Genomic DNA, 22,917 nt, shown 5'->3' on the forward strand with positions numbered 1-22,917 from the left:
GGGGGCGGACGTCAGGCGCTGCGCCGCGGGCCCATCGTCCCTTCCTGCGGCGCGAGCGCGAGCAGGGCGTCGCGCCGCGCGCAGTATTCTTCCCACAAGGCGCGTGCCGGGGCACTCGCGTCGTGGCCGCGCGCCTTGACCGCGAGCAGCGCCGACAGCCCCGGCCGCAGCATCGCCGCCATGTCCGCCAGGCCGTCGCGCGCCAGGGCCAGGCGCCATTCGCCGGCATCGCGAATCGTCGCGGCAAAGTTGCGCTCGGCAGCTTCGGGCCGCTGCGGCGCCACCCCGGCAAGCTGGCCGATCGCGGCACCCGCCTCGCGCATGGCGGACCACTGCGCGCTCAGCGAAGCTTCGCCCGCGCGCGCTGGCGCGGGCATCGTTTCCTGGGGAATCGGCGCGTTCATGAGGCAGGGCATAGCGCTGATTCGCTTGCCAAATCGCTAATCGCCCGGTGGCGGCGGGCCGGGGCGGGCAAATTCGGCTGGCACCGCGCGCAACCCTTTGCTAAGCGCCGCGCTCGCACCGGCACCCGTAGCTCAGCTGGATAGAGCGCTGCCCTCCGAAGGCAGAGGCCACAGGTTCGAATCCTGTCGGGTGCGCCAATTCTCTTCCACCATCCCAAAATCCACCTAAGACCTTGAAAGGTATAGAGGTTTGGGGTGTTCGAAGTCCTTCAATACGGCTGTATTTCAGCCTGTCTGTGAAGGCCAGTTTCAGCACATTTCTGCGGTCGGCAAATGTGCCTTTTTGCCATATTTTATAAGGGTTTGAGAGAAACGTCAGGGCGTGTTCGAACATTTCGTCATAGCCCCTCGCAGGCTCTGCCAGTTTCTCGATCTTTTCCGCGGCCAGTTGCTTTTCACTTTCGAGCGCAGTGATGCGCTTCTCGATTTGCTCAGAGACAATAGGATTCTCCGTCTCCAGCATCTTATCGACCAGCTTGGTCATGCCGGCCTCTAGACGCGCGAGATCGGATTTGAGCCGTGCTGCGCGCTCGGTGTTGGTTGCGGCCATGTGATCCCAAAGGTCACGGAACATCTTTGAGGCAACCGTGAACAGGCTCCGCGTGGGCTGGAGCTGCTCCAGCAGCACCTCGAATTCACTTTCAAGCTGATCGCGGGCAATGGACTTGCGGTAACTCTCGCAGTCCTTGTTGAAGCAGAGATAGTAGGGGTATTTTCGGTTCTTGCCCTTGCTCCAGCAGGCCGTGAGCGGTTTGTCGCAGTCGGCGCAGTCAACCGCACCTCGCAACACGAAGTCCTCGTGCAGATCGATTCGATTCTGAACGCGGGCACCGCCATTGAGGCGATCCTGAATCTTGCAGAACGTCTCCCATGAGATGAGGCCCTCGTGCTTTCCTTCGCGTAGCGAGATGCCCCAAGCCGGAGCTTCTATCCTTCCAGCATAGACAGGCTGGGTCAGAAGCACATGAGCCCGCTCGTGGGTCACGCCGCCTTTTCCGTTCTTCGGGAACTCGGGCTGGTCTTCGAGAAACTGTCTGACTTCTCCCTTTGAGGCGAAGCGGCCCGAAGCGAATCCCTCCAAGGCTTCCTGAACGATCGAGGCCATAGGCTCATCGCGTACAAGCTCTTTACCGTGCCCCTTGATGTATCTGTAGCCGAGCGGTGGTCTTGCATTGACGTAGTAGCCGTTCATCAACCGCGCTTTCATGCGGTTGATGGTCTGCTCTCTGTTCTTTTGGGCGAAGTGCTGTGCCGAGCTGGCCAGCACATTCTCCAAAAACTGGGAATCCGAATCGTCGCCAAACACGACCGAAGGGCTTTCAAGGATACCGCCCGCACGAGCCAGTTCATCGCGCAAGGCAATGTGCGCTTTCAGTCCCCGCGCTAATCGCGAGATGTCGTCAATCAGCACGATATGCGGGTTGGCCTTATGCTGCTTCAGGAAGGAGAGCATCGCATCCATGCCGGGGCGCCTTGCCTGGCTACCCGTCATGTCGTCGGTGAACATGGCGACCACTTCATAGTCGCGCGCAGAGGCGTAGGAGCGGCAGCGTGTCGCTTGGGATTCAATGCCCCCGCCTTCCTTCACCTGTTTGCGGGAGGAAACGCGGGCATAGATAATTGCAGGTCTGGGAGGCCGTTCAGTCATGGCCATCGCTCTCATCGTCATCTTCGAATTCTAACAGATTGGCTTGCGTCTTTGCACAATTTTGGAACTCTTCGATGAGCTTATTCACAGGCTCCATGCCGTACCCCATCAGCACAAAAGATTTCATGATCTGGAAGAGCACTTCGACAAGCTGGAGACGCTGCGCGTCGGTCAGGCCGTCATCCTCAAGGTCCGCCATATAGTCCGCCGGACAGGGCTCGCTGTGAGTGGTGATGTCGAAGCCGTCCCGTTCCATACCCAATACTCCTGTGCTCGTTTCCCAGGCGACAATTCGGTCGGTTTCCACCGAGCGGATCGCGCGCCACAATTTCTGGTACGACGCACAGCAGAGCATTTTCGAGGAAACGTAGAAGAAACGGATGTTCTTCGAACTGGCCGGCCATCTGGCGGCACTGCATGCGGATATCTGGTTTCTTTGCCCAGCAGCGGTCCGCGATCCCCACAACCTGTTTGCATGAATATAGCTCTTAGCGGCTCTCTTGGCGAAACAGATATTTACACAAAGCTGCGTATAATTTTATTACAACATCAGATGGTTAACGAAGTCTTAAAAAGTTGAACTTTCTCAACTATTGAGTGCTGAAGCCGCTGTGGACTGCGCAACCTAGGGTTTGGGCGAGAGGCTGTGCAGGTATCGACGAACTGTTGCGATATCTGCCTCCAACGAAGCCTTGTCTGCCTCGGCCTGTGTGGCTGAGAGCTTAGCTTGCAGGCTGGCTAGCAGGGTTTCCAGCTCAGCCTTCGACAGCGTTACCAGTGAAGCGGTGTTGAAATGATCTAGCATATCGTCCTCCTTTGGTTTGGAGACCGCGTTTGTCGCGGCCTTTCAGGAGGCAAATTACGGGAACAGGCAGGGCGGGATTCACCGCATACGGTCGTAACAACATGGAGAACCCTGGCAGGGTTGAACCCCGCATCTCGGTTTCCGTCGAGTCGCTTGGAAAGCGCCGCGACCGATTGCTAATCGCGAAGGAGGACGATGCTGACAAAATGCATGCTATTTCTTCACTTCGAAGAGAGACCCCGCATCATCGCCAAGCTTAAGATCAAGATGAACAGCTCTTCCGAGTGGTCTGGATTGGAGCCACAGACCTAAGTCGTTGAAGCCGACGATCGCGAAGACCATTTCCTTACCGGTCTGCGTGCGCAGCTTTTTCCAGTTCGTTAAATCGATGTAGGAAGGTCTCAGGGCACCGTGTGGGTGGCTATGCCATTCCCCAATCCAATCGACCGAGCCTTGGGATTTCTTCCACTCCCTTAAGGCGCGGATTCTATGGCCACGGACGGAACGAACGAATCTCGCCGAGCTGGCTCTGTCCCATTGATTTGGAAGGGTGGCTGCTATCACCTCAAAGTCGATGCCCTTCCTGTAACCAAGCAGCAGCCCGCCGGCCTCGCTGGGGGCGCATTTTCGACATGAACTCTGAATTTGCTCGATCACATCATGAGCTATGAGAACCCTATTCACCTTCCCCCCGCTGATGAGCACATGCAGGACAGTGTTTCGACGGTTCCGGCGATCTGTACTTTTGATACCTCCCACGCGTGTGATCTGTAATGGCAGATCGCAGTCTCGGGCCAGGCTGGCCATTTGCCCAATCTAGCAATGCTTTGTTTGCGAGCGCCGCCGCCGTAACCGATGCGTCCACGGAGAACGGAATGTACGAGCCCTCGCCACAGGTCGCTGGGACAGTATTGAGTTCGTCCCTCTCGTCACCCGCGGGGTATCTCCAACCGCCTGAGAGCTTTGGCCTCAAGCACCTGAAACAGGCGAAATCATCGGCCAGATTTAGAAAGCTTTGAGCACCGGCACCATTCATGAAAACCCAGCAGTGCAACATAGCTGACAGCGTATCGCCGCGTGCATTCAGAAATTCAGCATTCAGCGCATTTTGCACATTCCAGTCACCGGTTGCATCGACGATGAGGTTGAATTTTCTTAGCTCTGTCCAATCGCGCAGAGCATTCTTGGGCACTGCCTCTATTTCGAGGTCTGGGTGGAAGCGCTCCAGTTCCGCTTTCAGCGCCTTGGCTTTGTTCATTCCAAGAAAACCGTAAGGCAGAAGGTGCCGCCCGAGATTTCCCTCTTTCAGAATATCGTCATCGTAGATGCGAAGGCGTCCTTTCGCACCCCCGCCACTCTGTACGATGAACTTTGCAAGATATCCGCCAATCGTTCCTCCACCGACCAGCGCGATGTCCAATTCCAATATCGGCGAACTCATCCCAATGTTTCTCGAAGTGATGCTGTCCAGGTCAGAACGGGTTCCCTCGTAGCGATCAATCGCGATGGTGGCCTTTCGTGCCTCAACAAGTTGCGGCAATTTGGAGTGACGGATTGACCCTTTCTTCACCCCTGCCAGAATCTCCGTCGGCATGCAGAGAGACGCACCGATCAATGCATTGGGAGCGTCAAAAAAGACCAATGCCTGATTGGCTAAGTCCCGCAAAACGCCGGGCCATCCCGAACCGTTCAGTCCCACTTGTTGACAGTACCATTGCTCCAATTCAGCGAGCGTGCTCGGGACACGCACTCCCTGCGTTGGTCCGAGGGGCGTACTTGATTGCCGAACGGTGACATCCTGCAGCTTTACAGGTTTATAGTGCGCGAGCGATCCTTGGGTATGAACAACAAAGTTTGGCTGACCGCTCTCAAGCTCGATCTTCGATAGCTGGAGCTTTTCCGTTTCCTGGCTGAGCGGGGCAAGGAAACGTACGCCCCCTTTTTCCCGCCAATAGGCCTGATATTCATCTATAACATCGCGCAAGGCGCCGCCCGCATATGAGGTTTCCAGCGTCCGGGAAGCAAGAGAGAGAATGAGAAGAATTGCTTCTCCCGGCTCGAACATATCGATCGGCAAACCTGTTTGCGATGCATAGCAAATGCCCGTCCTGGTTTCGACATGAGCAAGCAGTTCGGGTGAGACCTGCGACCTGTCCTTTAGGTGGACTTCCGGCAGCTCGATAAAACGAACATCGGGAATATGCAGTCGCACATCGACCTGCGCTCCGTGAACCCGAATTGCTCCTTCGTAATCGGCCCTGCCTGGCCCAACCTCCCGGAAACCTCGTTCCCTGAGAGTGGCATCGATTACGTCTAGTGCTTCATCGGGATCCATCTACCCAGAGGTCGATGGAACGATGAGAGGGGCCGCCACCTTCGCGGGCGTAGCCTTTCTAATACTCTCAATCTCGGTGGAGGACATTCTTACAGCGTCAGGCCGGTAAGGAATCCGCTCGCCGAAGCGATTACGCAGCTTTTGGACGACCCTTTCAGCATCACCTGTCCGCTCAAGCGCAGTTGCCATTTCATCCGCGAGGTCTTGGGCGTGACCGACGATATCGCTTCGAGTATCTGCATCCCATTCGTTCAGGCATGCTTCCTCAATAACGGGATTGCACACACGTCCGCGAAAGATGTCCGGTAGCTTGCGCGCAACCTTCAGGATCAGTTCGTCGTCCCGATTGTCCGGCGGCCGTCCGTTTTCGTCCTGCAGGGCAAGGTCGACCGCATGCATGATGCAGATCGAAGAGAGCTTGCTCTCTTCCCACGTGTAATCCCGCCAGCCTTTAAAGAACCGGCATAAACGCCGATAGACGGCTCCATAGCGCTCGCTCCGACCTTCTACCCAGTCATGGAGCTTTTGGGGGTCGGATTGCTCCCACTGTCCATTACGCTTGGCGAGCATCACTTTGTCCGAAGGAATGCGGGCCATGTAGGTGGCGTGCGCACGGTCAAGAATTCCTGCATCGATGGACTTAGCCATCGCCTCTCGCAGCTCTTCAAACTGCTCATCAGGTATCGAGTATATGGGGATATCAATATGCGCGCGCGAATTGATTTCGATGCGAACGCAACTGCTCTTGGGCTCGCCCGGATTGAGTTCCCATCCTTTCTCTTCGCAGAGCGGAGCCAACGCCGCTTCTACGAAATTGAAAAGTCCCAGTGCTGCGAGAGCCGGCTCACCATTGTCCAGAAAAGTCACCGGCACATACATGCCGTCGTCCAGATCGATTTGCTGGACTGGCACCTGGGCAGGATTGTTGAGGGTCTGGTAGGCGAAGCTACCCTGCGTCATAAACTTGACGGTCACGACGGGTCGATCCCGCCAACTCACTTTGCGTACGTAGCTGTCCTGCCAGTATGCGCTTTCCGTCTTAATCGCGCTGGCCGCTTCCTTCAGAGTGGCGCGAATGAGCCGTCGGGCCTCCATCAGCGCAACTCTATCCTGCTTGCTAATCTCGAGATTAGCGAGGTAGCTTGGGGAGGTCCTCAAGCCGTTAAAAAGCGCATGGGCGTTAGCAAGCGTCATTTCCCGAACCTTGGTTTGATCCCGTTTTGTTCATTTTGCGTGTGCAGGGCCGCAAAATCAAGTATGGTAAAGAAGATATGTACAGAATCTTCGATTCCAAGGTCATTTTCTTAGCGATTGCCTGGCTCTCGCTTGGCTTCGTGTTCCTTTATGATCTCGTGGATGGTCTGCTCGAAGCCGTCGACGCAACCGGGGTCCATTTGCGCTGGACTGCAATTCCGATGGTGGCCTGGGTGTTTGTGAATTTGCTAGCAGCCAAGCCGGTCTGGAGGTTCTTGTGGCGCCGATTCCCGGTTCTGGAGAAGTGGATATATCCAGACTTGAATGGGGCTTGGGACGTGAAGCTAGAGTCCAACTGGTCACGCCAGGAACAGCTTTTTCTCGCGGCCAAAGGAGAGACGCCCAGCTTTGACATTAAGCACTGTGATCCAGCCGAACTGGAAGACTTGCTGGTTGTAAACCTGAAGGCTGAGATCGAGCAGAGTTGGTGGAAGATCGAACTCAAATTGTGGAACCCGCAGGGCGATACACCGATCAAGTCCTCCGAAACTATTGATGCCCGGCCCATAAGGGCAAAGGGGTTTGCTCCTGCTCAACTGTGCTATTTCTTTGACCAGCAAAACGACACAGACAACATCGCTGATGATGTTCGCTTCGCTGGCGCGGCGTGTCTGAAGTACGATAGCTCCTCGCGAAGCCTAGAAGGTTCTTTTTGGACATCGCGTGTCTGGCCGAGAGCCCTCAATACCGCCGGTAAACTGCATTTCTCTCGTTCTGTTTGAGGTCATGGATTTTTCGCCGTTGCCTTCGGCCCGCGCTCTATGCGCCTGCGGCGCACCGAGCCCGATGGTCTCGGCCCATTCAGGTGACGATCGCTAACGGATTTACCTAAGGGGCTTTGCCCCTCGCGCGTGCAAGGCATCCAACCGCATCCACCTGACGGCGGAACCTCGGTCGGAGCCTCCTTGCACTTGCTACCCCCACTTCTCGGCGAAGAGCCAGGTTTGCATGAGCAAACCAGACCCCATTGGGGAGAAAGTCGAGAAGGAAAATGGAGCATTCACACGAAGGATATAAGTCGGGACACCCTTGGTATTACCTGCTGGGAGGCAAGCGATTGAGTCTCAAGGAAATACGGGAATCCGCGCGGGCAAGCGGTTATAAAGGTTATCGGGCGGATGCCATCGCCAAGGCCGATAACCTGCATGAGCCTCGCAGGTCACAAGTGCTTCGCGAAATCCGTGAACAGGCCATGAGAGAACTGAACAACGATGTTTCCCTATACCGCGAATTTGCGCGGAAATTGGCAAGGCACAGAGTCGCAGGCGAGGATTCAGGCCCTGACCGCGAATGCGCTGACGTTCATGTGAGCATCAGCCTCAAGCACAACCATATCTATAACGAGTTCGCGCATCTCATTGTGCTGGATGACCTGCTGAACAAGCAGGGCGACCTGTTCGATTTCTAGCACCCGTTCACCGCCCGATAGAGTGTCCGCTCGCTGACCCCGCTCTGCGCGGCGATAACCGCCATATCTTCGCCAGCCGAACACCTTGCCCGTGCGCTTGATATCTGCGCTGCAGATAGAACGCGCGGACGGCCAATGCGCCTGCCGCGCTTGCGGGCGGCTTCCATGCCCGCCTTTGTCCTCTCCGAAATGAGCGAACGCTCCAATTCGGAGAAAGCGTTGCGTATCTGAAAGAAGCACCGCCCCATCGGAGTGGTGGTGTCGATGCCCTCAGTAAGAACGTTCAGATGGACGCCCTGCTGTTCAAATTTCTCCAGCGTATCGAGCGCGTGGCGCAGGCTGCGAAACGCCCTGTCCATCTTCCACAGCACCAGTGTGTCGCCTGAACGAAGGCAACCTATGGCCTTGGCAAAGCCAGGCCTGGACTTGGCGATCGCGGAGATGCCTTTGTCGGTAAAGACGTGATCGCACCCCGCCGCTTCCAAAGCATCGAGTTGTAAATCGAGCGTCTGATCGTGCGTGGAGACCCGCGCATATCCAATCCGTGCCATGTCGAAATCGCGCAGGTTATCGTAAAAAGAGAAGGCTTTGAGCCGTGCCCGCAATGACAAAAGGGTTCGTTTATGGCGAAGCCTTTTGGGCGGCTTGTTCTCAACTTTCAGGCAGTTCATTTCTGCACTGCGCGTGTCGCATCCTACTGCAATTCCTGCGGAAATTCAACAAATTTTGGAATCGCCACGTTTCGTTGCTGGTCTGCCTTGACAGAAAGGAACCCTTTTGTCGCGAGAGCCTGAAAGAGGGGCGAAACGATGAAAAACGGAACAGCAAAAACGATATTCGGAAGCATTGCCGCAGGGGCATTGGCCTTGACGCCTGTCGCCGCATTCTCACAGGCGGCTCCCGCCAATCAGAACACCACGCCAGTCGCTGCATCCGTTCAGCAACTTCAGGTGCAGTATTTGACTGCCCAAGACCTTTCGGATGATGGCGCACGTTTGGTTGCCGCAAGTGCATCACGAGATAAGATTGCCATCGTCGTCTGGGGCGGTAACCGCACCATCCAACAGGAAGCCTACAATGCTGCTCTGGATCTGGTGGATATGGGAATACCGACAGCATTCGTGTTGGCTCCTGACCATAATGGACTAGACGGGGACGCGGTCATGCAGGTCTACGCAGCTTCAACTCCGAGGGCAGACGCGGCTTATGGTAGAGATTTTGCCGATCAAGTTCGTCCGAACATGCGTGAAGCTGGTATTGCCGCCTACCGCGAGGCATTCCCACGGCAGCTTGCGGCGCTTAGACTCTAAATTCCTGAACAGATTGCGATTGTGACTGGCCTGGTTCGGATTGAACACGGTCAGCATCTGCGACTCTGACACTGTCTAGTGCTTGGGCGTTGAATTCTGCGTTTGGGCTGCGCGTATCGGCAAAGGGGTTGCCAGCATTTGACATACCGCTTCGTGCGAGCTCTGCGCGTTCTACTTCCGTCTCGTTTGCTGTCTGCAGGGCGGCTTGTCTGAATTCTACTTCACCCTCGATATTATTGATTTCGGCGTTCTGGGTTTCGTCGGCAGATAACTCGTTTTGAGCGCGCATTTCTGGGTCAATTTGTGTTTGGTCGGCCATCTCCCGTGCGATTTCCGGATGCTCCTCCGCAATCTGTCCGAGAATCTCTGCCTTTTGCTCCGGCGTTTCCGCATTTCGGTATGCCATAAGCCATGTGGTCAGCTGTGATGTCTGTTGTGCATCGAGGCCGTGACGGGCTGCAATCTCGTCAATATTCTCAAGTGTCTCATCGACAACCGCGTCCATATCCTCTTCGTCAATATCCATGCCGAACATGTGGAACTGGCCATTGGAGTAGGTGACGGATTGCATCTCCGCGATCGCATCACGTTGACGTGCGCCCGCTTCGGCTATCATGCTCGCGTCCGAGGCAGGGTCATCTTCTTTGCGGCGTTCGGCTTCGAGCTCGATCATGCGCTCCACGGCCTTGGTGGCCAGTGATGTCCCGAAATTCGTGGCAGCGGAATCAGCATCTGCTGCGCCCGTAAACATGAAGGCATTGGTGCTGTTGCTGGCGAAGATCGCAGCTTGGTCGCTTAGTTCCGAAACTTCAGGCGGAAGCGCGTCAGGATCAGCCGCCAAATGCGCTGCAATCCCTGCCTCCTGGACCATCTCGGATGTAATCGGCTCACCCGCCATCTTGTCCCACCCCTTATCTTTTGTTCTCGTGGATGTTCCTGATTTTATGGGAAATATCTGAAGAGATTATGAAAATTAGATAAAATTGTATCTAATTTTCAGTGTCTTGCGGAAAAGAGGCGTAGAGCGACAACACCAACTCCCAATGATCCGCAATGGCCGTTCGGGTCTCCCCTGAAATCCATCGCTGCACTTTCTGGTGGTTGAGTCCCTTCGGAAGCGGGGTGGGAGCATGTTTGAGGATGTTGATTGCGCCAAGCCCCGTGCGTTCGACTTCCGCTTGCAGGGTGGCAATCTGACTATCTGAAAGCTCAATTCGTGCAGGCCCGGGATCCTTCTTCGGTTCGGAAGGGGTGTAGCTCGCCCAAGCCCGCAAGACCCAATCGAGATGATCACGCCTCGCTGTGGCTGTCCTGCCTGCAATCCAGCCATCGACCATGTCTGCACGGAGACCTTCAGGGTACTCGCCTCGTCGGCCACGCATGAGCTGTCTTACGCCGATGCCGGAGCGCTCTTTCTCGGCTTCCAGCTTCGCTCTTATCTCGTCGGTTATCTCAATCCTGTTTGCGGCCATTGAGTGGAATTTTATGTGATTCCTGAAGGGGCGGCGATGAAAACGTGCCCCTTATCCACCTGCCATTGGCATGCCGAGTGACATCGCCTGCCTTCCGTTCCCTTTGAGATTTGCCCGCGAATGTGGCGGAGGCGGTGGCACGTCAACGGGCTGCCCGCACCGGCTTCGCCCCGTGTGGCCCGTTTCGCTGCGCTGACTTAGCCGACCTCATCCCTCCGCCTGTGACCATCGCGTCCTCAAAGACGGGAAAGGAGCAGGACATGACTACATTCTTTGCACAGCCCTACAGCATCGATGCAACGGGCTTCTATTTCGAGACCGCCCACGATTTTCAGGAAGCGGCGAAAGCCAACCGCGACCGCTGGGGACAGCAGGTCGAGGAATACGAAATCCAGTTCATCGACGGCGAAACCATCGATGCCGCACTGGCGAGGGCCTATGACATCAATCAGGCCAATCTGTCGGAGGTCATCGATTTCATCGACATGGCCGAAGAGCACGAGAAGATTGCTCTCATCATCGCGATTGGCGAATGCGGCTATGACAGTTCCTGCAACATCAACGATATCGATCTTGATGTGTACCAGATGGATTCTCTGCGCGAGCTGGCCGAGCAGTTCATCGAGGAAGGCCTGTTCGGGGAGATTCCCGATCGTTTGCGCTTCTATCTCGACATGGACCTGATCGCCCGTGACCTCGGCATGGATTATGCCGAGACCGAGATTGCCGGCACCCGCTACGTCTATCGTTGCGGGTGATTTTCATGGCAAAAATGGCCGATTTCCGTTATAGTTGGTGCATGAGTGATGACCCCGAAAATACCCCTTCGATGATGACCGACAACACACCCGAAGCGCGGGCATGGCGGCGCGAACAGGCCAATGTCGATGCGGATATTGAGGGCATGGCCACGAGTTCTGAGGCACGGGCATTTGTCGCCGAATTGGATAAGCTCAACCTCACGACCGAGGAGCGGATCGCGCGAATAACCGCGTTCCACCAACAGCGTGAGGAGCAATCGCCTGATCAAGGAAGCGAGTGAGCTACAAAGACAAAGCTGGAGAGCACACCGCATTTGCACGGTTGTTCTATTCAGGAAACACAGATCCCCTCACGCGCACCTATATCAACAAGCCCAAAATCTTGAATCCAGCACGGCTGGAGCTGCATGAGCGGGATGTAACGGCTGAACGAGCTGCTGAAGGGTTTCCGCCAAACGCGCATGGCCTGACTTATGACGGCTACAAGTCCATTCATCACCATCTCTTCCAGGACATCTACTCATGGGCAGGGAAAGAAAGGCTGTACACACCGGAGAAGGGCGGCACTGTCTTCACTCGGGTGGAGGTGCTGAAGCCCTATATGGAGAGCATCTTCAAATCCCTGAAAGCGGAGAATCATCTTGAGGGGTTGTCGAAGGAACGGTTTGCCGAGCGCGCCGCTCATTTCGTCAACAACATCAATGCGGGGCATCCGTTCGTGGATGGCAACGGCAGGACGCAACGGGCTTGGCTCAGGCTGATGGCCGATCGCGCCGGATTCCAGTTTGAACTGCGATCAGCCGATAAGGACGACTGGCAGCGTGCCTCATTTATAGGTTTCCATCGAACGGATCAGCCAATGACCGAGCTGATTGCTGCGCGGCTGTATGACCGAGGAAAGGGAAAATCGCAGGATTCACCCGAGTTGCAGCAAAAAGCGAAGCGGGCGGCGGAGCGCTTTGCGCTATCGAAGGATGCAGGGAAAGACCCAGAACGAGAGCGCTGACGCAGGCGTTAGATGCTTGTTTCGCTCCTGCGGGGCACCACTTTCTCTCCCGTTCAATTGAGATAGCGAGAGCCTCCCCTCCAGCCTGTCCTTCCAACAATTGGAAGGACAAAATCCTATGTCAGACAATCCGAACAAATTCCGCTTTCCCCGTGGGGATCGCGAGAGCAGGAAAACCGAACTTTTGGCCACAGCCGCTTGGCGGCATGATCTCCAACCCTTCGAGCCAGGCATGATCTGGCTTGGCCGCGATGCCGATGGCAACCCCGTTGGCGTCGATGATGACAGGCATGTGTTCACCGGAGCGGCTAATCGCGGCGGCAAGGGCACGGCCCTTATTATCCCGAACCTCCACAAATGGCCGGGCAGCACGGTCGTCATTGACCCCAAAGGCGAGAATGCCGCCATCACCGCGAGGCATCGGGCGAAGTTCGAGGGGCATCAGGTAGTCGCGCTCGACCCCTTCGATGAGGCAGGATTGCCGCCCGATTTCATTGGCACCTTCAATCCGCTCGACATGATCGACATCGAGAGCGACGAGGCGATCGATATTGCCGGCATGATTGCCGATGCGATCATCGTTCGCACCAACGACCGCGACACGCATTGGGATGAAACAGCGAGGGACGTCTTGGGGGCCGTGATCTTGCAGGTTTGCGATACGGAAATGCCGGAGCGCCGAAACCTGGGACGAGTGCGCCAACTTCTCACCAAGGGAGATGCCGAGTTTCGGGACGCGGTCATGGCCGCGTCCGAAGGCGAGGGAAGCATGAATGCATTCGATGCGCTGTGGGCACACATGGCGGAATCAGACGCCGCAAACGAGACTGTCCGCGATGCCATTATCGGCATTGCGGAGACTTTGAGAGCAATGGGCCACAATGAGCGCGGCGGCGTGCTCAGCACCGTTCGCCGCAATATCCGCTTTCTCGGTACACCGCGCATAAGTCGGATGCTGGAAGAAACCAATTTCGATATCGATGCCTTGAAAACCTCCAAGGGCGGACTGTCGATCTATCTCTGCCTTCCCGCCAGGCTCTTTCCTACCCACGCCCGATTTCTGCGGCTGATTATCAGTCTCCTGCTGTTTCGCATGGAGGAAATCGGCCTCGAGAAGCCCGCCAGTGGTCATCCCGTGCTCTTCATTCTCGATGAGTTCGCGAGCCTCGGCCACATGGACATGCTGGAAAAGGCTGCAGGCCTGATGGCAGGCTACGGCGTCAAATTATGGCCTATAGTTCAAGACCTTACGCAGATGAAGAAGCATTACCGCGAGAGTTGGGAGACCTTCCTCGCGAACGCAGGTGCAATGACTTTCTTCGCCAACAGCGATCTCACGACGCTCGAATGGCTGTCCAAGCGTGCAGGTGAAACCGAGGTCATCCGCGAGAACAAGGGCAGCTCGGAATCCGAAACCGCTGGTACGAGCACAACGAGTGGTGAGAGTCAGCAGGAAGGACAGAGCTACTCCGACAGCGCATCGCAGTCTGTCTCCGATATGGCGCCGCTCAGTCAGACGGCGACCATCCAGGGCGGCCATTCCATCTTCGATGTGTTCACTCGCCGCTTCCAGCAATCGACTTCGCAGAGCAGTTCGAACAGCCGGACCGAAGGCGGCTCCAGCCAGGAATCGCGCTCGCAATCGACGAGCGAGAGCAATTCGACAACCAAGGGACGCTCGAAGTCCGAGCAGATCATCAAGACCCACCTTATGACGCCCGATGAAATCGCCACGCATTTTGCGCGCGAAAGCGGCATGATGCTCGCCTTCATCAGCGGCAAAGGGCCGTACGCCATCCGGCGCACGCCCTATTTCGAGGATGAGGAATTCGCAGATCTTTGGAGCAAAGATTAGCGAGAGGGGGATTGATCCCTGCTCGGCCCTGGGGCGGCACGGTGCATCCGTGCCGTCCTTTTTGCTTTGTCCGCGATCTTGGGTGGCAGTTTGGCCATCGCTGCCTTCGGGCCTTTCACCTGCTCGTGCAGTGCATTGGCACGATTGATATGCGCCTGTCGGTTGACGCCGGTCTCACCCATGCCGCGCGGTTGCGGTGCCCGTGTAGGAACAGGCGCGAACTGTTGCCGTGCCGACTTTGCCTTACTGGCAAGTTTCGCGGCTTTGCTGTCATTAAAGGCCGGACGTGCCGAGTCAGGAGAAGGCGAAGCCTTTACGGGTTCCACCTTCTTTGATGTGGCCCTGTTGGCGGTCTGTGCGTCAACCTGACGCGCATAGGAACCGTTGCGGGTAGACATGGCTACTCTCCAAAAAAATGCCCTGCCGAAGAACGGCAGGGCTGGTGAAGTCGGTCTGGTAATTATTGAACTGGGGCAGGCTCCGGCAGCATGAGCTGTGATTGCAACTGGGCAGGGTCGGGAAGCCCGCGCAGATAGTCTTGCGAGACCTGGCCTGCGCCGCGACGGCCCGCATCGACCAGTTCATCGGCCATGTCATCGCGGATGTTGTCCCCGATCTTGCAAAGTTCGGGCACGAATGCACATCCGATATCGGCGGCATTGGCAACCAACGCCTTGCCGGCCTGGGAATCGCGGACGGCCTGCTGCTTATGCTGGAGGACGGTGCCTTCCATCTGGTAGACGGCCTGCTGAATCAGGTTCGCACGGTCATAGAGCGATTTGTAAGCTTCCATTCCCGATTGAAGCTGCGCCTGCACCGTTGCGAACTTCGCCTGATAGGTGAATTCCAGCTCCTTGAGCTGGGCCTGAAATTCGATTTCGGCCTCGCGCTCGCCTTCGGCACGGGCTTCGGCGACCATGCGTTCCGCTTCCGCCCTGTCGACCAGTGTCTCGCGAATGACAGTCACTTCATATTGTGACATCGCGGCCGCGAGCAGATAGGCGGGCTTCCATTGGGGTGGCGCAAAGAGTTGCATCAGCCCGAGGAAGAACACGATCACCAGGCCCGGCATACTCAGCGTGGCTAGCGTCCGCAGCCAGCCACGCGGTTGAACTACAGGCTGCATGGGCTGAAGTTGAGGGCGGGACGCGGGACGAGAGTTCCCACCACCTGAACCCATCGGTTGAATGTTGTTTGATTGCTGTGACATTTGAAAGCTCCTGTCTGACTTGATGTCAGGCGGAGCTTCCGCTGAGCCGCAGTTCAAAACCTAGGTAGTGTGCTGGAAAAACCTATGGATTGGGTGCGTCAGTTTCGCCTATCCGGCTAGCCTTCTTCATTTGGTGGTAGAGCTTGTTGATCTCATGGTAAGATGGCAGCTGGAAGTCCATCCCACCCGTATAGCCGAATTTCTCTCGCAGGCCGAGTTCATCGACGATCTCTCTCACTTCTCGCGAAATTTCGCGCTTTTCCTGATCGGTAAATTCATATCCCCTGACCTCAAGCTCGAATAGGGCATTTCCCGCCCATCGTTCTCTCAATCTGGATGCTGTAACGCCATCAGGCTTTGAATTGTTTCGGGCATTCGAAGCTGCATGTTTGATCTGGCTTGCTTTCCGCGCAATTTTTGCGACAGCGCTTACAAATTCATCGCGCAACTCCGGCACATCCAGAGCACTTACCAGAAGGTCCAAGTCTTTTTGGGCGTCTTCTCTGCTGTGCCTGTATTCGACTGCGTCATCGTGCCCTTTATACTGCTTTGTGGGTGCAGAGAGATGGTGATCGTTCCTTGCAGGATCGCCAGCATACTCAAGATAATGTGATCGGCCTGAACTCGATGACAACTGCAGACTCGCACTGTGCGTTCTTGCAATACCATAGCTGCTTGTTCGGGCGCGAATGACATCTCTGATTTGCATCAGATGCCTTAATCTATTCAATTTTTCTAAATCACTCATTTCTCCTCACTAGGTTGAGGCGAAATAAATCATAATTATATTACATAAGTCAACATAAATATTACATAATAAATCAATTGCACTTATGTTTTATTCTCTAGCCTCTCTAGGTGATCTTGGATATGTGGAGGTATTTCGCTCCATGGTATTGGATTTTCTGAAAATTCGCGCGGGTGAGCTACGCGCTCCAACACGGTAACGAAGGAATTCCCGCCGGGGTGCATGTTCACGCCAATGGTTGTGAAACCGGACATGATATGAAGCCTATTCGTCTCGTGTACGGTGAGATCAGATGAGTAACTGTGCTCATCAATAACTGTAAATTTCACGTTATTTACCAAAGCGTTATCACTATCCGAACATCGGTGAATGAAATAGGTATATCGCCCCATCGGGATAGCCACGCCTTCCCACTTTTCCTCGGCGTCATGGAAATGCGCTCCCGGCTGGCGCAAATGTACGCAATCTACAGATGTGATGACTCGTTTCTCAGCGATAAATTCAAAGTTGACTGGTGATACGATGTATCGACCCAGTGGCTCCCGCCACCTGCGATACATCAACCAGTCCCCGTCGATTTCGTGGCCGATCTTGTCGATCTTTTTAGGGTCACTTCCAAAAAACCTAAGAAGCTCTGCCAGCCGCCCATGTTCGCCGAGATCAATCGTAAAAACGGTTTGATCAACCAGTTCCAGATAATTGCCAATGAAATGTGCGTGCTTGGGACTTATGGACTTTGAAGTCCCGTCCATCCAGTTCTTTACTGTTTCACGCTCGGGACATTGGAAGTCCCCCTGTAGTGGTTCATAATCGTGTTTCGCGAAATGATTGAGATCATCTGTTAGCTCTCTGATGCGGAGTCCGCCTTCCCAGCGCTTGGCATACTCACACAGCTTCCTGAGTAGCCTTTCCCGGTCTGGTCGCAAATTAATATCAAATTGGGGCATGAAATCCTCATTTTTGCCCCGCTCCTAGGGCACAGCTCCTGCTTTTGTGCCTCCACTGGTCATGTCGATCAAGTCGCATGGGGAGGCGAGGCTCCCCACCCAAATTTCAAGGAGGGTGCTGTGCCTGATCTTTTTCGTTTCCCATACTACGAAGGCGCGAGGATCGATCCAATCGGCGCATCTGTTCCGCTGATATTCGTTCGTTCGGTTTATAGTCCTGAACCACGGCTTGAATTGAGAGAAACCGTCATGGCGACCCGGACGTTTCTGAACATCGGTATGCCGCTGTTCCTTGCCGAACTGCTTACAGTGGTCGGTGCAAACAACAGGCGCATTCGTAAACCAGACGGATCGTTCGGCCTGAACTTGGACCAGCTGGATACCAAGGCGCTATATGGCTTTTGTGAAGGGAGGCGCACTCATGACGCGCGTGTCCAGTTGATTGACGCGTTCTGCCAGATTGTCACCGAGGACCCGTCTGCTTCGCACCTCATGGCGTAGGCCTTGTTCCTCCAGTCTTTGCCTGCCCCGCCAGCTCCTGGCGGGGCTTCTTTTTTGGGTAGTGCCTATTTGCGCTTCTCCGCGTCTCTCTAGGTCACGCGTTGATGATCGACCGTTCTTCCTGCCATTCGCTTCATGTCTCTAGCTGACCGCCGCCGATACCCTTCGGTTTGCAACAGGCTGCCCGCGCCACTGACCGCCCAGGCGGTCACCGTGTTGCCTGTTGGCAAATCAGCGGACGGCACAGGCTCATCGACTCCTCATCGGCTGGAAGGTCCGGCCGACAAACCAAAGCGAAGAGGAGACGAAAATGTCGAACGCAAACGAAAACACCAAAACCAAAAACCGCCCAACCCATGTGCTGAAGGCTCTTCGCAAGGCCGGCAGCAAGGAAGCCTATTTCGAGCAGCTCGGAATTGGTTTCTCTCGGGAGGAGGGCAAAGGCTTCTATCTAAAGCTGACCGGACAGCAGGTCATCAGCGGTGGCCTCTATCTCTTCCCCATCGAGGAGAAGCCGGCACAGGCTGGAGCTGGTCAATGACCGGCTCCAAGCCACTTACGCCCGACGAAAAGGCGCAAGCCTTCCGTCGGGCCACTTCCGGCTTCGAGAAGCGCTTCGCCGAACAGATTTCGCGAGGCATGAGCGATGCTGAATTGGCCGCCGCCTTGAAAGAATGCCTGGGCATCTTTGGCGGCAGCGGAGGTCCCCACTGCATCGATGTCAGCTATCAGGGAGCAGGTTTGAAAATCTGGGCCGCACGCTCTTGCCCCAACCATGTCCTCGAAAAGCCGGTTTTCGAGGGAAGCGCGACGATTGAGATGGCGCGGCATATCTACGAGATACGTGACCCTGCTGATACGCAGATGCTGCTCTTTTGAGCGGCATCTGCCTGAGCGCGCTTTGGGTATTTATGGATAGATTTTTGGATATCAGTTGCTTTTTGGATATTTATGGGTATATTTATGGATATGCCCATTCGCACAGACTCACTGTCCATAACGCCTGAAATTCTCTCTCTCATTGCCGAGATAGATGAGTTCAAGGGTGCGTGGAAAGCGCTGGGCACGCTTGCGCCCGAGCGTCTTTCCGCATTGCGCCGTGTGGCGACGATCGAGAGCATCGGTTCTTCGACCCGTATCGAAGGCAGCAAATTGACCGACCGCGAGGTCGAGCGGCTGCTCTCGGACATCGAGATCAATCGCTTCGATACGCGCGACGAGCAGGAGGTCGCAGGCTACGCTGCCGTCATGGAGACAGTCTTTGCCGATGCAGAGGCGATTGCGCTCACCGAAAATCATATCCGGCAGCTTCACCGCGACCTTCTCGTGCACAGCCAGAAGGACGAAAGGCATCGGGGCGAATTCAAGACCCATCCCAACAGTGTCAGCGCCTTCGACCAGGACGGTCGCGAGATCGGCGTCGTGTTCGAGACGGCCACGCCGTTCGACACGCCGCGCCTCATGGAAGAACTGGTACGGTGGACGAATGAGCGCACGGAGGAGGGCGACCTCCACCCGCTGTTGGTTATCGCCATCTTCGTGGTGGTGTTCCTCGAAATTCATCCGTTTCAGGACGGCAACGGACGCCTCTCGCGCATTCTCACGACTTTACTACTCTTGCAGGCAGGCTACGCTTATGTGCCTTACAGTTCGCTCGAAAGCGTGATCGAACAGTCCAAGGAAGGCTATTACCTCGCCCTGCGTCAGACACAGGGCACGATCCGCACCGACACGCCGGACTGGCAGCCCTGGATCAGGTTCTTCCTGAGCGCTCTCCAGCAGCAGAAGCGCAGGCTGGAAAAGAAGATCGCGCGTGAGAAGATCATCATCGAGACGCTTCCCGAACTCTCTCTGACCATCCTGGAGCTGGCGCGCGAACATGGCCGTCTGACCAATGCCCAGATTGTCGAAATGACCCGCGCCAATCGCAACACGGTCAAAAAGCATCTCGCCTCTCTGGTGGAAGCAGGCCATCTGGAGCAGCACGGCAAGGGTAAGGGCACCTGGTACGCTCGCAAATAGCATTGGTGCCAGCGACAAGGATTTCCGCACGGTCTAGGTTCAGAGCAACAGCAATAGGAAGAAACGCAAGGTGTGTTTTGTATTACAAAACTACCTTGGCAAGGGAGACGCTGCGCTCTCCCGTTGCATCCCTCTCGCTGTTGGCGCGGGGGTTAGGCCGCCAAGGATCTGACTGAACCGTCAGATGTTGGGGCCATCCCCGTGCCAAGTGAACGTGCCGCCGTTCAATCACTCGCATGGAGACTTCGCTCTCCCTGCACCCATCGATCAAGGGGGCTATCGCGCCGCCCTTGAAACCCACTCGCATCTCATGGAAGCTGCACCACCATCAAGGGAGCGTTCCTGCTCCCCTGAACCCCATGACCATACCGTGGCGACTAACCCCCGGTTCGGTGCGCGTCACTCGGAGCAGCTATCCAGCGGAGGCTTCCGTCTCCCCCTGAAGGACCGGAGGACGTTCCTGTAGACGCCATCTCCGAACGACGCTCTCGACATACTCGCCGTTGTGATCGGTCGCAGCCCAGCGTGCAGCAAATGGTACATCGGCACTTTGCGGTTGATGCTCTTCGGCCAGATCGTTGAAGCGCAACCGGACAGGCACCACGCTCCCTTCGCCCACGACCAAGGCCTCCTGAGTGCGCAATGTCGGCAGCACGTTGACGAGACTGCGCACCGAATCCGGCAGCGCCCGTTGAACGAAATTCTGATCCTGCTCGTTACTCATGCGCAAGGCCACCAATGTGTTGCACTGTGAGAGAATGGACTCGGCCAGCTCGGAAGGCCGCTGCGAAATCAGTCCCAGGCCCACGCCGTATTTGCGGCCTTCTTTGGCGATGCGCGACAAGGCCTGCTTTGTCGGCTGGAAGGCGGCGTCATCGCGGCGCGGCGCATAGCGATGGGCTTCCTCGCAGACCAGCACGATAGGCACCTGCACTGGCCTCGGGCTCCACACCGCAAAATCGAATATCATCCGGCATAGCACCGAAACCACGACATCAACGACATCCGACGGCACGCCCGACAGGTCGATGATCGAGAGCGGCTTCTCGGAGACCGGTATGCGCAGATATTGCCCGACGATATCCTTCAGGTCGTCCTGAACACTCACATCCGGTCTGATCAGAAACGAAAACCGGCTGTCCTGCTGCAAGGTTTGCACCTTGTTCTTGATCTTCAGGTAGGGGTCCTTTTTCGAATCCTGCGGCGGCATGTTCGCATCGACATGTTCAAGCAGCTTGCTGAGCTTGTATGGAACCGGCGTATCAACGGTGATCTTATCCGCATCGATCCCCTGCGTTCCGAAATCCCGCCGCGCAGCTAAGATGGCGTCCTTGAGAATATTGGTCTGGCTCGTCGCCACGAACTCCGTTTTACCGATAAACAGCGCGACGCTCTCTTCGAAGTTCAACATCCAGTGCGGCAGGTTCAGGCTTGTCGGATCGATGATCTCTGCGTTGTCAGGAAACGCACGCCGGTACTCGTTATGCGGATCGAGAAGGATCATGTGCGCTTTTGGCGCGACATCCAGAATTGAACGAAGCAGCACGGTGACGGAGCATGATTTTCCCGACCCGGTCGTGCCCAGCACGGCGAAGTGCTTACCCAGAAGCTCGTCCGTGAGCAGATAGACGGGCAGTGAAGCCGCCTGAGAAAGACTGCCAACATGGATGCTGGGCTTATCCGGGCGATGATAGATGCGGGCCAGCTCCGCCACGCTGGCGACAAATATACCCTGGCCGGGAAGAGGATAAGTCACTACGCCGCGCTGAAAGGCAAACTCACTTTCGCCAAGGCCGGTGCGGACTGCTTCGCCGAACAGTTCGATCTCCAGCCATTTGGCATTGGAAGCTGATTCAGGATGAGCGGTGCTATTACCTTCGAGTAATGTCTCTGTCATACGCAGCGCGGTCACCACGCCGAATACAAGCTTGTCTCCGGCTTCGATTTTCACGATGGAGCCCACTTGGCCCACCGTGTAGCGTCGGCTCCTGTACGTACGGTGTAGGTCTTCCACAGTGCCTTCAAGTTCGCCGATGACTTTCGATCCGGAAACCTCGACGACGCGGCCGATTTTTAGAATTGGATCGCTCATGCCGCTTTCCCCGCGATGAAATCGACCAGGTTCTCAAACTTCCAAAGGTCCGCTTTGAGAACTGCCTTGGCGGCATCGGCATCAAGGGCGTGACCGATAAATGTGCCGGTCTGGTCGTCGCCTATGAAGGCATTAAACCGGGAATCGCACCGCTCGCTATAGGCTTTTAGCCTCTCATCCTGCTTGCCGCGATCCTGTTCGGGGCCGATAAAGGCGATTACGGTTAGATTGCTGTTACTGGCATTGACGGCATCGCAGATCGCTTCATTGATATGCTCATCATTAAAGCTGTAACCGAGCACGATCAGGCAGTTGTTGACGCCCACAATCCGTAGCCGGTTTCTGAACCTGCCGATCAGCGTTTCGTAGACGCCGTACTGGGTCTGAAGATATTTCTGCTCGGAAGGATAGACGACGATAGGCTCGTCCGCTGCGTCTTCATTCGCGTTACGTCCGCGCCGCACACAACCGCTTGCATCGCGTGTCCAGTTGATCGAGCCGTGCAGCTTGAATATCCGGTATGCTATCCCGGTACTGGCTTCATCAAATGTTCCTGCATCGAACCAGCCCCGATTGGTGCCCCGGAATCCGTCTGTGTACGGCAGTCTCAGGGAATCCAGACTGGCTTCCAGCAACGTATCGTAATTCAGACTGAAAATGTCGCGCGGCCCGCGATCACGGGGACCTCGCAGGCGCTGCAAGAAACGTTCGTGGTATGAACCGGCCTTCCAGTCGTCAGCGACTTCATTCACGATCTTCTTCTTGATGTCGGTGAGCCAGATATCAATCTCATCGACACTAAGGCTGTGACCGTCGGCGCTGGAAATGGTGTCCAGAATATCCCGGTAGCGGACCAGGTAGTTGATCAGATCTTCGATGGTCGCCGCACGGTCACCGGAGGTCTTGAGCGCGCCAAAATGCTCATTGAGTTTCGCGTCGGCGTTTTGGAGGACGTTCTCGGTCAGTTTGCCGATCAGCGGTTTGCCTGCGCACATGCTGCATCCGGCCCCCAGCAAGAAGCAGGTGTCGTTACCCGTCAGCCACTCAGTAATTTGTTCTCGTACATCTGTTGTCATTCC

Annotated in this window: 26 protein-coding genes, 1 tRNA gene and 1 pseudogene; 12 read left to right on the top strand and 16 right to left on the bottom strand. The window is 55.9% G+C overall.

The window, feature by feature from the left end; translation table 11 throughout:
• Positions 1–11: 11 nt before the first annotated feature.
• Positions 12–377 carry a hypothetical protein gene (locus tag GRI72_RS09285; RefSeq protein ID WP_237486961.1) on the bottom strand — a complete coding sequence of 122 codons (366 nt, stop codon included), beginning with the start codon at positions 375–377 and terminating at the stop codon, positions 12–14.
• A gap of 148 nt (positions 378–525) precedes the next feature.
• On the opposite strand from GRI72_RS09285, the gene GRI72_RS09290 reads away from it, so the two are divergent.
• A tRNA-Arg gene (locus GRI72_RS09290) sits at positions 526–602 on the top strand.
• Positions 603–1,107: 505 nt separating this feature from the next.
• On the opposite strand, the pseudogene GRI72_RS15005 reads toward GRI72_RS09290, so the two are convergent.
• From GRI72_RS15005 to GRI72_RS09320, 6 genes and pseudogenes are all read right to left on the bottom strand, one after another.
• Positions 1,108–2,133: pseudogene (locus tag GRI72_RS15005) on the bottom strand (recombinase family protein); the annotation flags it as partial.
• Positions 2,105–2,368, bottom strand: a complete 264-nt coding sequence (locus tag GRI72_RS09300) for a hypothetical protein (protein ID WP_160733612.1) — start codon at positions 2,366–2,368, stop codon at positions 2,105–2,107. The gene GRI72_RS09300 and the pseudogene GRI72_RS15005, both read right to left, overlap by 29 nt.
• 369 nt (positions 2,369–2,737) lie before the next feature.
• The gene (locus tag GRI72_RS09305; protein ID WP_160733613.1) at positions 2,738–2,917 is read right to left on the bottom strand and encodes a hypothetical protein; all 180 of its coding nucleotides are present in this window, start codon (positions 2,915–2,917) and stop codon (positions 2,738–2,740) included.
• Between the two features lie 213 nt (positions 2,918–3,130).
• Positions 3,131–3,574: a Mov34/MPN/PAD-1 family protein gene (locus GRI72_RS09310; protein WP_160733614.1), complete on the bottom strand. Its 444-nt coding sequence runs from the start codon at positions 3,572–3,574 to the stop codon at positions 3,131–3,133.
• A 19-nt stretch (positions 3,575–3,593) separates the two neighbouring features.
• Complete coding sequence (locus GRI72_RS09315) at positions 3,594–5,252, bottom strand: E2/UBC family protein (protein WP_160733615.1); 1,659 nt, start codon at positions 5,250–5,252, stop codon at positions 3,594–3,596.
• On the bottom strand, positions 5,253–6,446 hold the full coding sequence (locus GRI72_RS09320) for a CBASS cGAMP synthase (protein WP_160733616.1): 1,194 nt from the start codon (positions 6,444–6,446) through the stop codon (positions 5,253–5,255). It lies immediately after the preceding gene.
• Positions 6,447–6,481: 35 nt separating this feature from the next.
• On the opposite strand from GRI72_RS09320, the gene GRI72_RS09325 reads away from it, so the two are divergent.
• Both GRI72_RS09325 and GRI72_RS09330 read left to right on the top strand, forming a co-directional pair.
• Positions 6,482–7,228 carry a hypothetical protein gene (locus tag GRI72_RS09325; RefSeq protein WP_160733617.1) on the top strand — a complete coding sequence of 249 codons (747 nt, stop codon included), beginning with the start codon at positions 6,482–6,484 and terminating at the stop codon, positions 7,226–7,228.
• A gap of 269 nt (positions 7,229–7,497) precedes the next feature.
• On the top strand, positions 7,498–7,914 hold the full coding sequence (locus GRI72_RS09330; RefSeq protein ID WP_160733618.1) for a hypothetical protein: 417 nt from the start codon (positions 7,498–7,500) through the stop codon (positions 7,912–7,914).
• On the opposite strand, the gene GRI72_RS09335 is transcribed toward GRI72_RS09330, so the two are convergent.
• Positions 7,911–8,585 carry a recombinase family protein gene (locus tag GRI72_RS09335; RefSeq protein WP_202389029.1) on the bottom strand — a complete coding sequence of 225 codons (675 nt, stop codon included), beginning with the start codon at positions 8,583–8,585 and terminating at the stop codon, positions 7,911–7,913. The genes GRI72_RS09330 and GRI72_RS09335 overlap by 4 nt on opposite strands.
• A gap of 138 nt (positions 8,586–8,723) precedes the next feature.
• Here GRI72_RS09335 and GRI72_RS09340 point away from each other — a divergent pair, with 138 nt between their 5' ends.
• The gene (locus GRI72_RS09340) at positions 8,724–9,224 is read left to right on the top strand and encodes a hypothetical protein (protein ID WP_160733619.1); all 501 of its coding nucleotides are present in this window, start codon (positions 8,724–8,726) and stop codon (positions 9,222–9,224) included.
• Here GRI72_RS09340 and GRI72_RS09345 read toward each other — a convergent pair.
• Positions 9,214–10,122 (bottom strand): hypothetical protein, encoded by a 909-nt coding sequence (locus tag GRI72_RS09345; RefSeq protein ID WP_160733620.1) that lies wholly within the window; start codon positions 10,120–10,122, stop codon positions 9,214–9,216. The genes GRI72_RS09340 and GRI72_RS09345 overlap by 11 nt on opposite strands.
• 91 nt (positions 10,123–10,213) lie before the next feature.
• On the bottom strand, positions 10,214–10,696 hold the full coding sequence (locus GRI72_RS09350; protein WP_160733621.1) for a hypothetical protein: 483 nt from the start codon (positions 10,694–10,696) through the stop codon (positions 10,214–10,216).
• Positions 10,697–10,956: 260 nt separating this feature from the next.
• Here GRI72_RS09350 and GRI72_RS09355 point away from each other — a divergent pair, with 260 nt between their 5' ends.
• From GRI72_RS09355 to GRI72_RS09370, 4 genes are all read left to right on the top strand, one after another.
• The gene (locus GRI72_RS09355; RefSeq protein ID WP_160733622.1) at positions 10,957–11,454 is read left to right on the top strand and encodes an antirestriction protein ArdA; all 498 of its coding nucleotides are present in this window, start codon (positions 10,957–10,959) and stop codon (positions 11,452–11,454) included.
• Positions 11,445–11,738: a hypothetical protein gene (locus GRI72_RS09360; protein WP_160733623.1), complete on the top strand. Its 294-nt coding sequence runs from the start codon at positions 11,445–11,447 to the stop codon at positions 11,736–11,738. Before GRI72_RS09355 ends, GRI72_RS09360 begins: the two co-directional genes overlap by 10 nt.
• Complete coding sequence (locus tag GRI72_RS09365) at positions 11,735–12,463, top strand: Fic family protein (protein ID WP_160733624.1); 729 nt, start codon at positions 11,735–11,737, stop codon at positions 12,461–12,463. The genes GRI72_RS09360 and GRI72_RS09365 overlap by 4 nt, the downstream gene beginning before the upstream one ends.
• A gap of 118 nt (positions 12,464–12,581) precedes the next feature.
• Positions 12,582–14,318 (top strand): type IV secretory system conjugative DNA transfer family protein, encoded by a 1,737-nt coding sequence (locus tag GRI72_RS09370; RefSeq protein ID WP_160733625.1) that lies wholly within the window; start codon positions 12,582–12,584, stop codon positions 14,316–14,318.
• On the opposite strand, the gene GRI72_RS09375 is transcribed toward GRI72_RS09370, so the two are convergent.
• From GRI72_RS09375 to GRI72_RS09390, 4 genes are all read right to left on the bottom strand, one after another.
• Positions 14,315–14,716: a hypothetical protein gene (locus GRI72_RS09375; protein WP_160733626.1), complete on the bottom strand. Its 402-nt coding sequence runs from the start codon at positions 14,714–14,716 to the stop codon at positions 14,315–14,317. The two genes, GRI72_RS09370 and GRI72_RS09375, sit on opposite strands and share 4 nt — an antisense overlap.
• A gap of 62 nt (positions 14,717–14,778) precedes the next feature.
• Complete coding sequence (locus GRI72_RS09380; protein ID WP_160733627.1) at positions 14,779–15,378, bottom strand: hypothetical protein; 600 nt, start codon at positions 15,376–15,378, stop codon at positions 14,779–14,781.
• 232 nt (positions 15,379–15,610) lie between these two features.
• Positions 15,611–16,276 carry a hypothetical protein gene (locus tag GRI72_RS09385; protein ID WP_160733628.1) on the bottom strand — a complete coding sequence of 222 codons (666 nt, stop codon included), beginning with the start codon at positions 16,274–16,276 and terminating at the stop codon, positions 15,611–15,613.
• Positions 16,277–16,359: 83 nt separating this feature from the next.
• Complete coding sequence (locus tag GRI72_RS09390) at positions 16,360–17,223, bottom strand: hypothetical protein (protein WP_160733629.1); 864 nt, start codon at positions 17,221–17,223, stop codon at positions 16,360–16,362.
• A gap of 120 nt (positions 17,224–17,343) precedes the next feature.
• Between GRI72_RS09390 and GRI72_RS09395 the strand changes: the two genes are divergently transcribed.
• From GRI72_RS09395 to GRI72_RS09410, 4 genes are all read left to right on the top strand, one after another.
• On the top strand, positions 17,344–17,724 hold the full coding sequence (locus GRI72_RS09395; RefSeq protein ID WP_160733630.1) for a hypothetical protein: 381 nt from the start codon (positions 17,344–17,346) through the stop codon (positions 17,722–17,724).
• Positions 17,725–18,034: 310 nt separating this feature from the next.
• Positions 18,035–18,265, top strand: coding sequence for a hypothetical protein (locus GRI72_RS09400; protein WP_160733631.1), 231 nt, complete (start codon positions 18,035–18,037; stop codon positions 18,263–18,265).
• Positions 18,262–18,603: a hypothetical protein gene (locus GRI72_RS09405; protein WP_160733632.1), complete on the top strand. Its 342-nt coding sequence runs from the start codon at positions 18,262–18,264 to the stop codon at positions 18,601–18,603. The genes GRI72_RS09400 and GRI72_RS09405 overlap by 4 nt, the downstream gene beginning before the upstream one ends.
• Before the next feature lie 84 nt (positions 18,604–18,687).
• Positions 18,688–19,746 (top strand): Fic family protein, encoded by a 1,059-nt coding sequence (locus GRI72_RS09410; RefSeq protein WP_202389030.1) that lies wholly within the window; start codon positions 18,688–18,690, stop codon positions 19,744–19,746.
• 412 nt (positions 19,747–20,158) lie between these two features.
• On the opposite strand, the gene GRI72_RS09415 is transcribed toward GRI72_RS09410, so the two are convergent.
• Both GRI72_RS09415 and GRI72_RS09420 read right to left on the bottom strand, forming a co-directional pair.
• Positions 20,159–21,838, bottom strand: a complete 1,680-nt coding sequence (locus tag GRI72_RS09415; RefSeq protein ID WP_160733633.1) for an ATP-binding protein — start codon at positions 21,836–21,838, stop codon at positions 20,159–20,161.
• Complete coding sequence (locus GRI72_RS09420) at positions 21,835–22,914, bottom strand: SIR2 family protein (RefSeq protein WP_160733634.1); 1,080 nt, start codon at positions 22,912–22,914, stop codon at positions 21,835–21,837. Before GRI72_RS09420 ends, GRI72_RS09415 begins: the two co-directional genes overlap by 4 nt.
• Positions 22,915–22,917: the final 3 nt, after the last annotated feature.

This window comes from Pelagerythrobacter marinus, from assembly GCF_009827515.1.
GTDB classification, from domain to species: Bacteria; Pseudomonadota; Alphaproteobacteria; order Sphingomonadales; family Sphingomonadaceae; genus Pelagerythrobacter; species Pelagerythrobacter marinus.

What these genes read in the sequence shown, in the direction of transcription:
- GRI72_RS09285 (WP_237486961.1), bottom strand. Translation starts at nt 377, where the DNA reads ATGCCCGCGCCAGCGCGCGCGGGCGAAGCTTCGCTGAGCGCGCAGTGG.
- GRI72_RS09300 (WP_160733612.1), bottom strand. Translation starts at nt 2,368, where the DNA reads ATGGAACGGGACGGCTTCGACATCACCACTCACAGCGAGCCCTGTCCG.
- GRI72_RS09305 (WP_160733613.1), bottom strand. Translation starts at nt 2,917, where the DNA reads ATGCTAGATCATTTCAACACCGCTTCACTGGTAACGCTGTCGAAGGCT.
- GRI72_RS09315 (WP_160733615.1), bottom strand. Translation starts at nt 5,252, where the DNA reads ATGGATCCCGATGAAGCACTAGACGTAATCGATGCCACTCTCAGGGAA.
- GRI72_RS09320 (WP_160733616.1), bottom strand. Translation starts at nt 6,446, where the DNA reads ATGACGCTTGCTAACGCCCATGCGCTTTTTAACGGCTTGAGGACCTCC.
- GRI72_RS09330 (WP_160733618.1), top strand. Translation starts at nt 7,498, where the DNA reads ATGGAGCATTCACACGAAGGATATAAGTCGGGACACCCTTGGTATTAC.
- GRI72_RS09335 (WP_202389029.1), bottom strand. Translation starts at nt 8,585, where the DNA reads ATGAACTGCCTGAAAGTTGAGAACAAGCCGCCCAAAAGGCTTCGCCAT.
- GRI72_RS09340 (WP_160733619.1), top strand. Translation starts at nt 8,724, where the DNA reads ATGAAAAACGGAACAGCAAAAACGATATTCGGAAGCATTGCCGCAGGG.
- GRI72_RS09345 (WP_160733620.1), bottom strand. Translation starts at nt 10,122, where the DNA reads ATGGCGGGTGAGCCGATTACATCCGAGATGGTCCAGGAGGCAGGGATT.
- GRI72_RS09350 (WP_160733621.1), bottom strand. Translation starts at nt 10,696, where the DNA reads ATGGCCGCAAACAGGATTGAGATAACCGACGAGATAAGAGCGAAGCTG.
- GRI72_RS09355 (WP_160733622.1), top strand. Translation starts at nt 10,957, where the DNA reads ATGACTACATTCTTTGCACAGCCCTACAGCATCGATGCAACGGGCTTC.
- GRI72_RS09370 (WP_160733625.1), top strand. Translation starts at nt 12,582, where the DNA reads ATGTCAGACAATCCGAACAAATTCCGCTTTCCCCGTGGGGATCGCGAG.
- GRI72_RS09375 (WP_160733626.1), bottom strand. Translation starts at nt 14,716, where the DNA reads ATGTCTACCCGCAACGGTTCCTATGCGCGTCAGGTTGACGCACAGACC.
- GRI72_RS09385 (WP_160733628.1), bottom strand. Translation starts at nt 16,276, where the DNA reads ATGAGTGATTTAGAAAAATTGAATAGATTAAGGCATCTGATGCAAATC.
- GRI72_RS09390 (WP_160733629.1), bottom strand. Translation starts at nt 17,223, where the DNA reads ATGCCCCAATTTGATATTAATTTGCGACCAGACCGGGAAAGGCTACTC.
- GRI72_RS09400 (WP_160733631.1), top strand. Translation starts at nt 18,035, where the DNA reads ATGTCGAACGCAAACGAAAACACCAAAACCAAAAACCGCCCAACCCAT.
- GRI72_RS09405 (WP_160733632.1), top strand. Translation starts at nt 18,262, where the DNA reads ATGACCGGCTCCAAGCCACTTACGCCCGACGAAAAGGCGCAAGCCTTC.
- GRI72_RS09410 (WP_202389030.1), top strand. Translation starts at nt 18,688, where the DNA reads ATGGATATGCCCATTCGCACAGACTCACTGTCCATAACGCCTGAAATT.
- GRI72_RS09415 (WP_160733633.1), bottom strand. Translation starts at nt 21,838, where the DNA reads ATGAGCGATCCAATTCTAAAAATCGGCCGCGTCGTCGAGGTTTCCGGA.
- GRI72_RS09420 (WP_160733634.1), bottom strand. Translation starts at nt 22,914, where the DNA reads ATGACAACAGATGTACGAGAACAAATTACTGAGTGGCTGACGGGTAAC.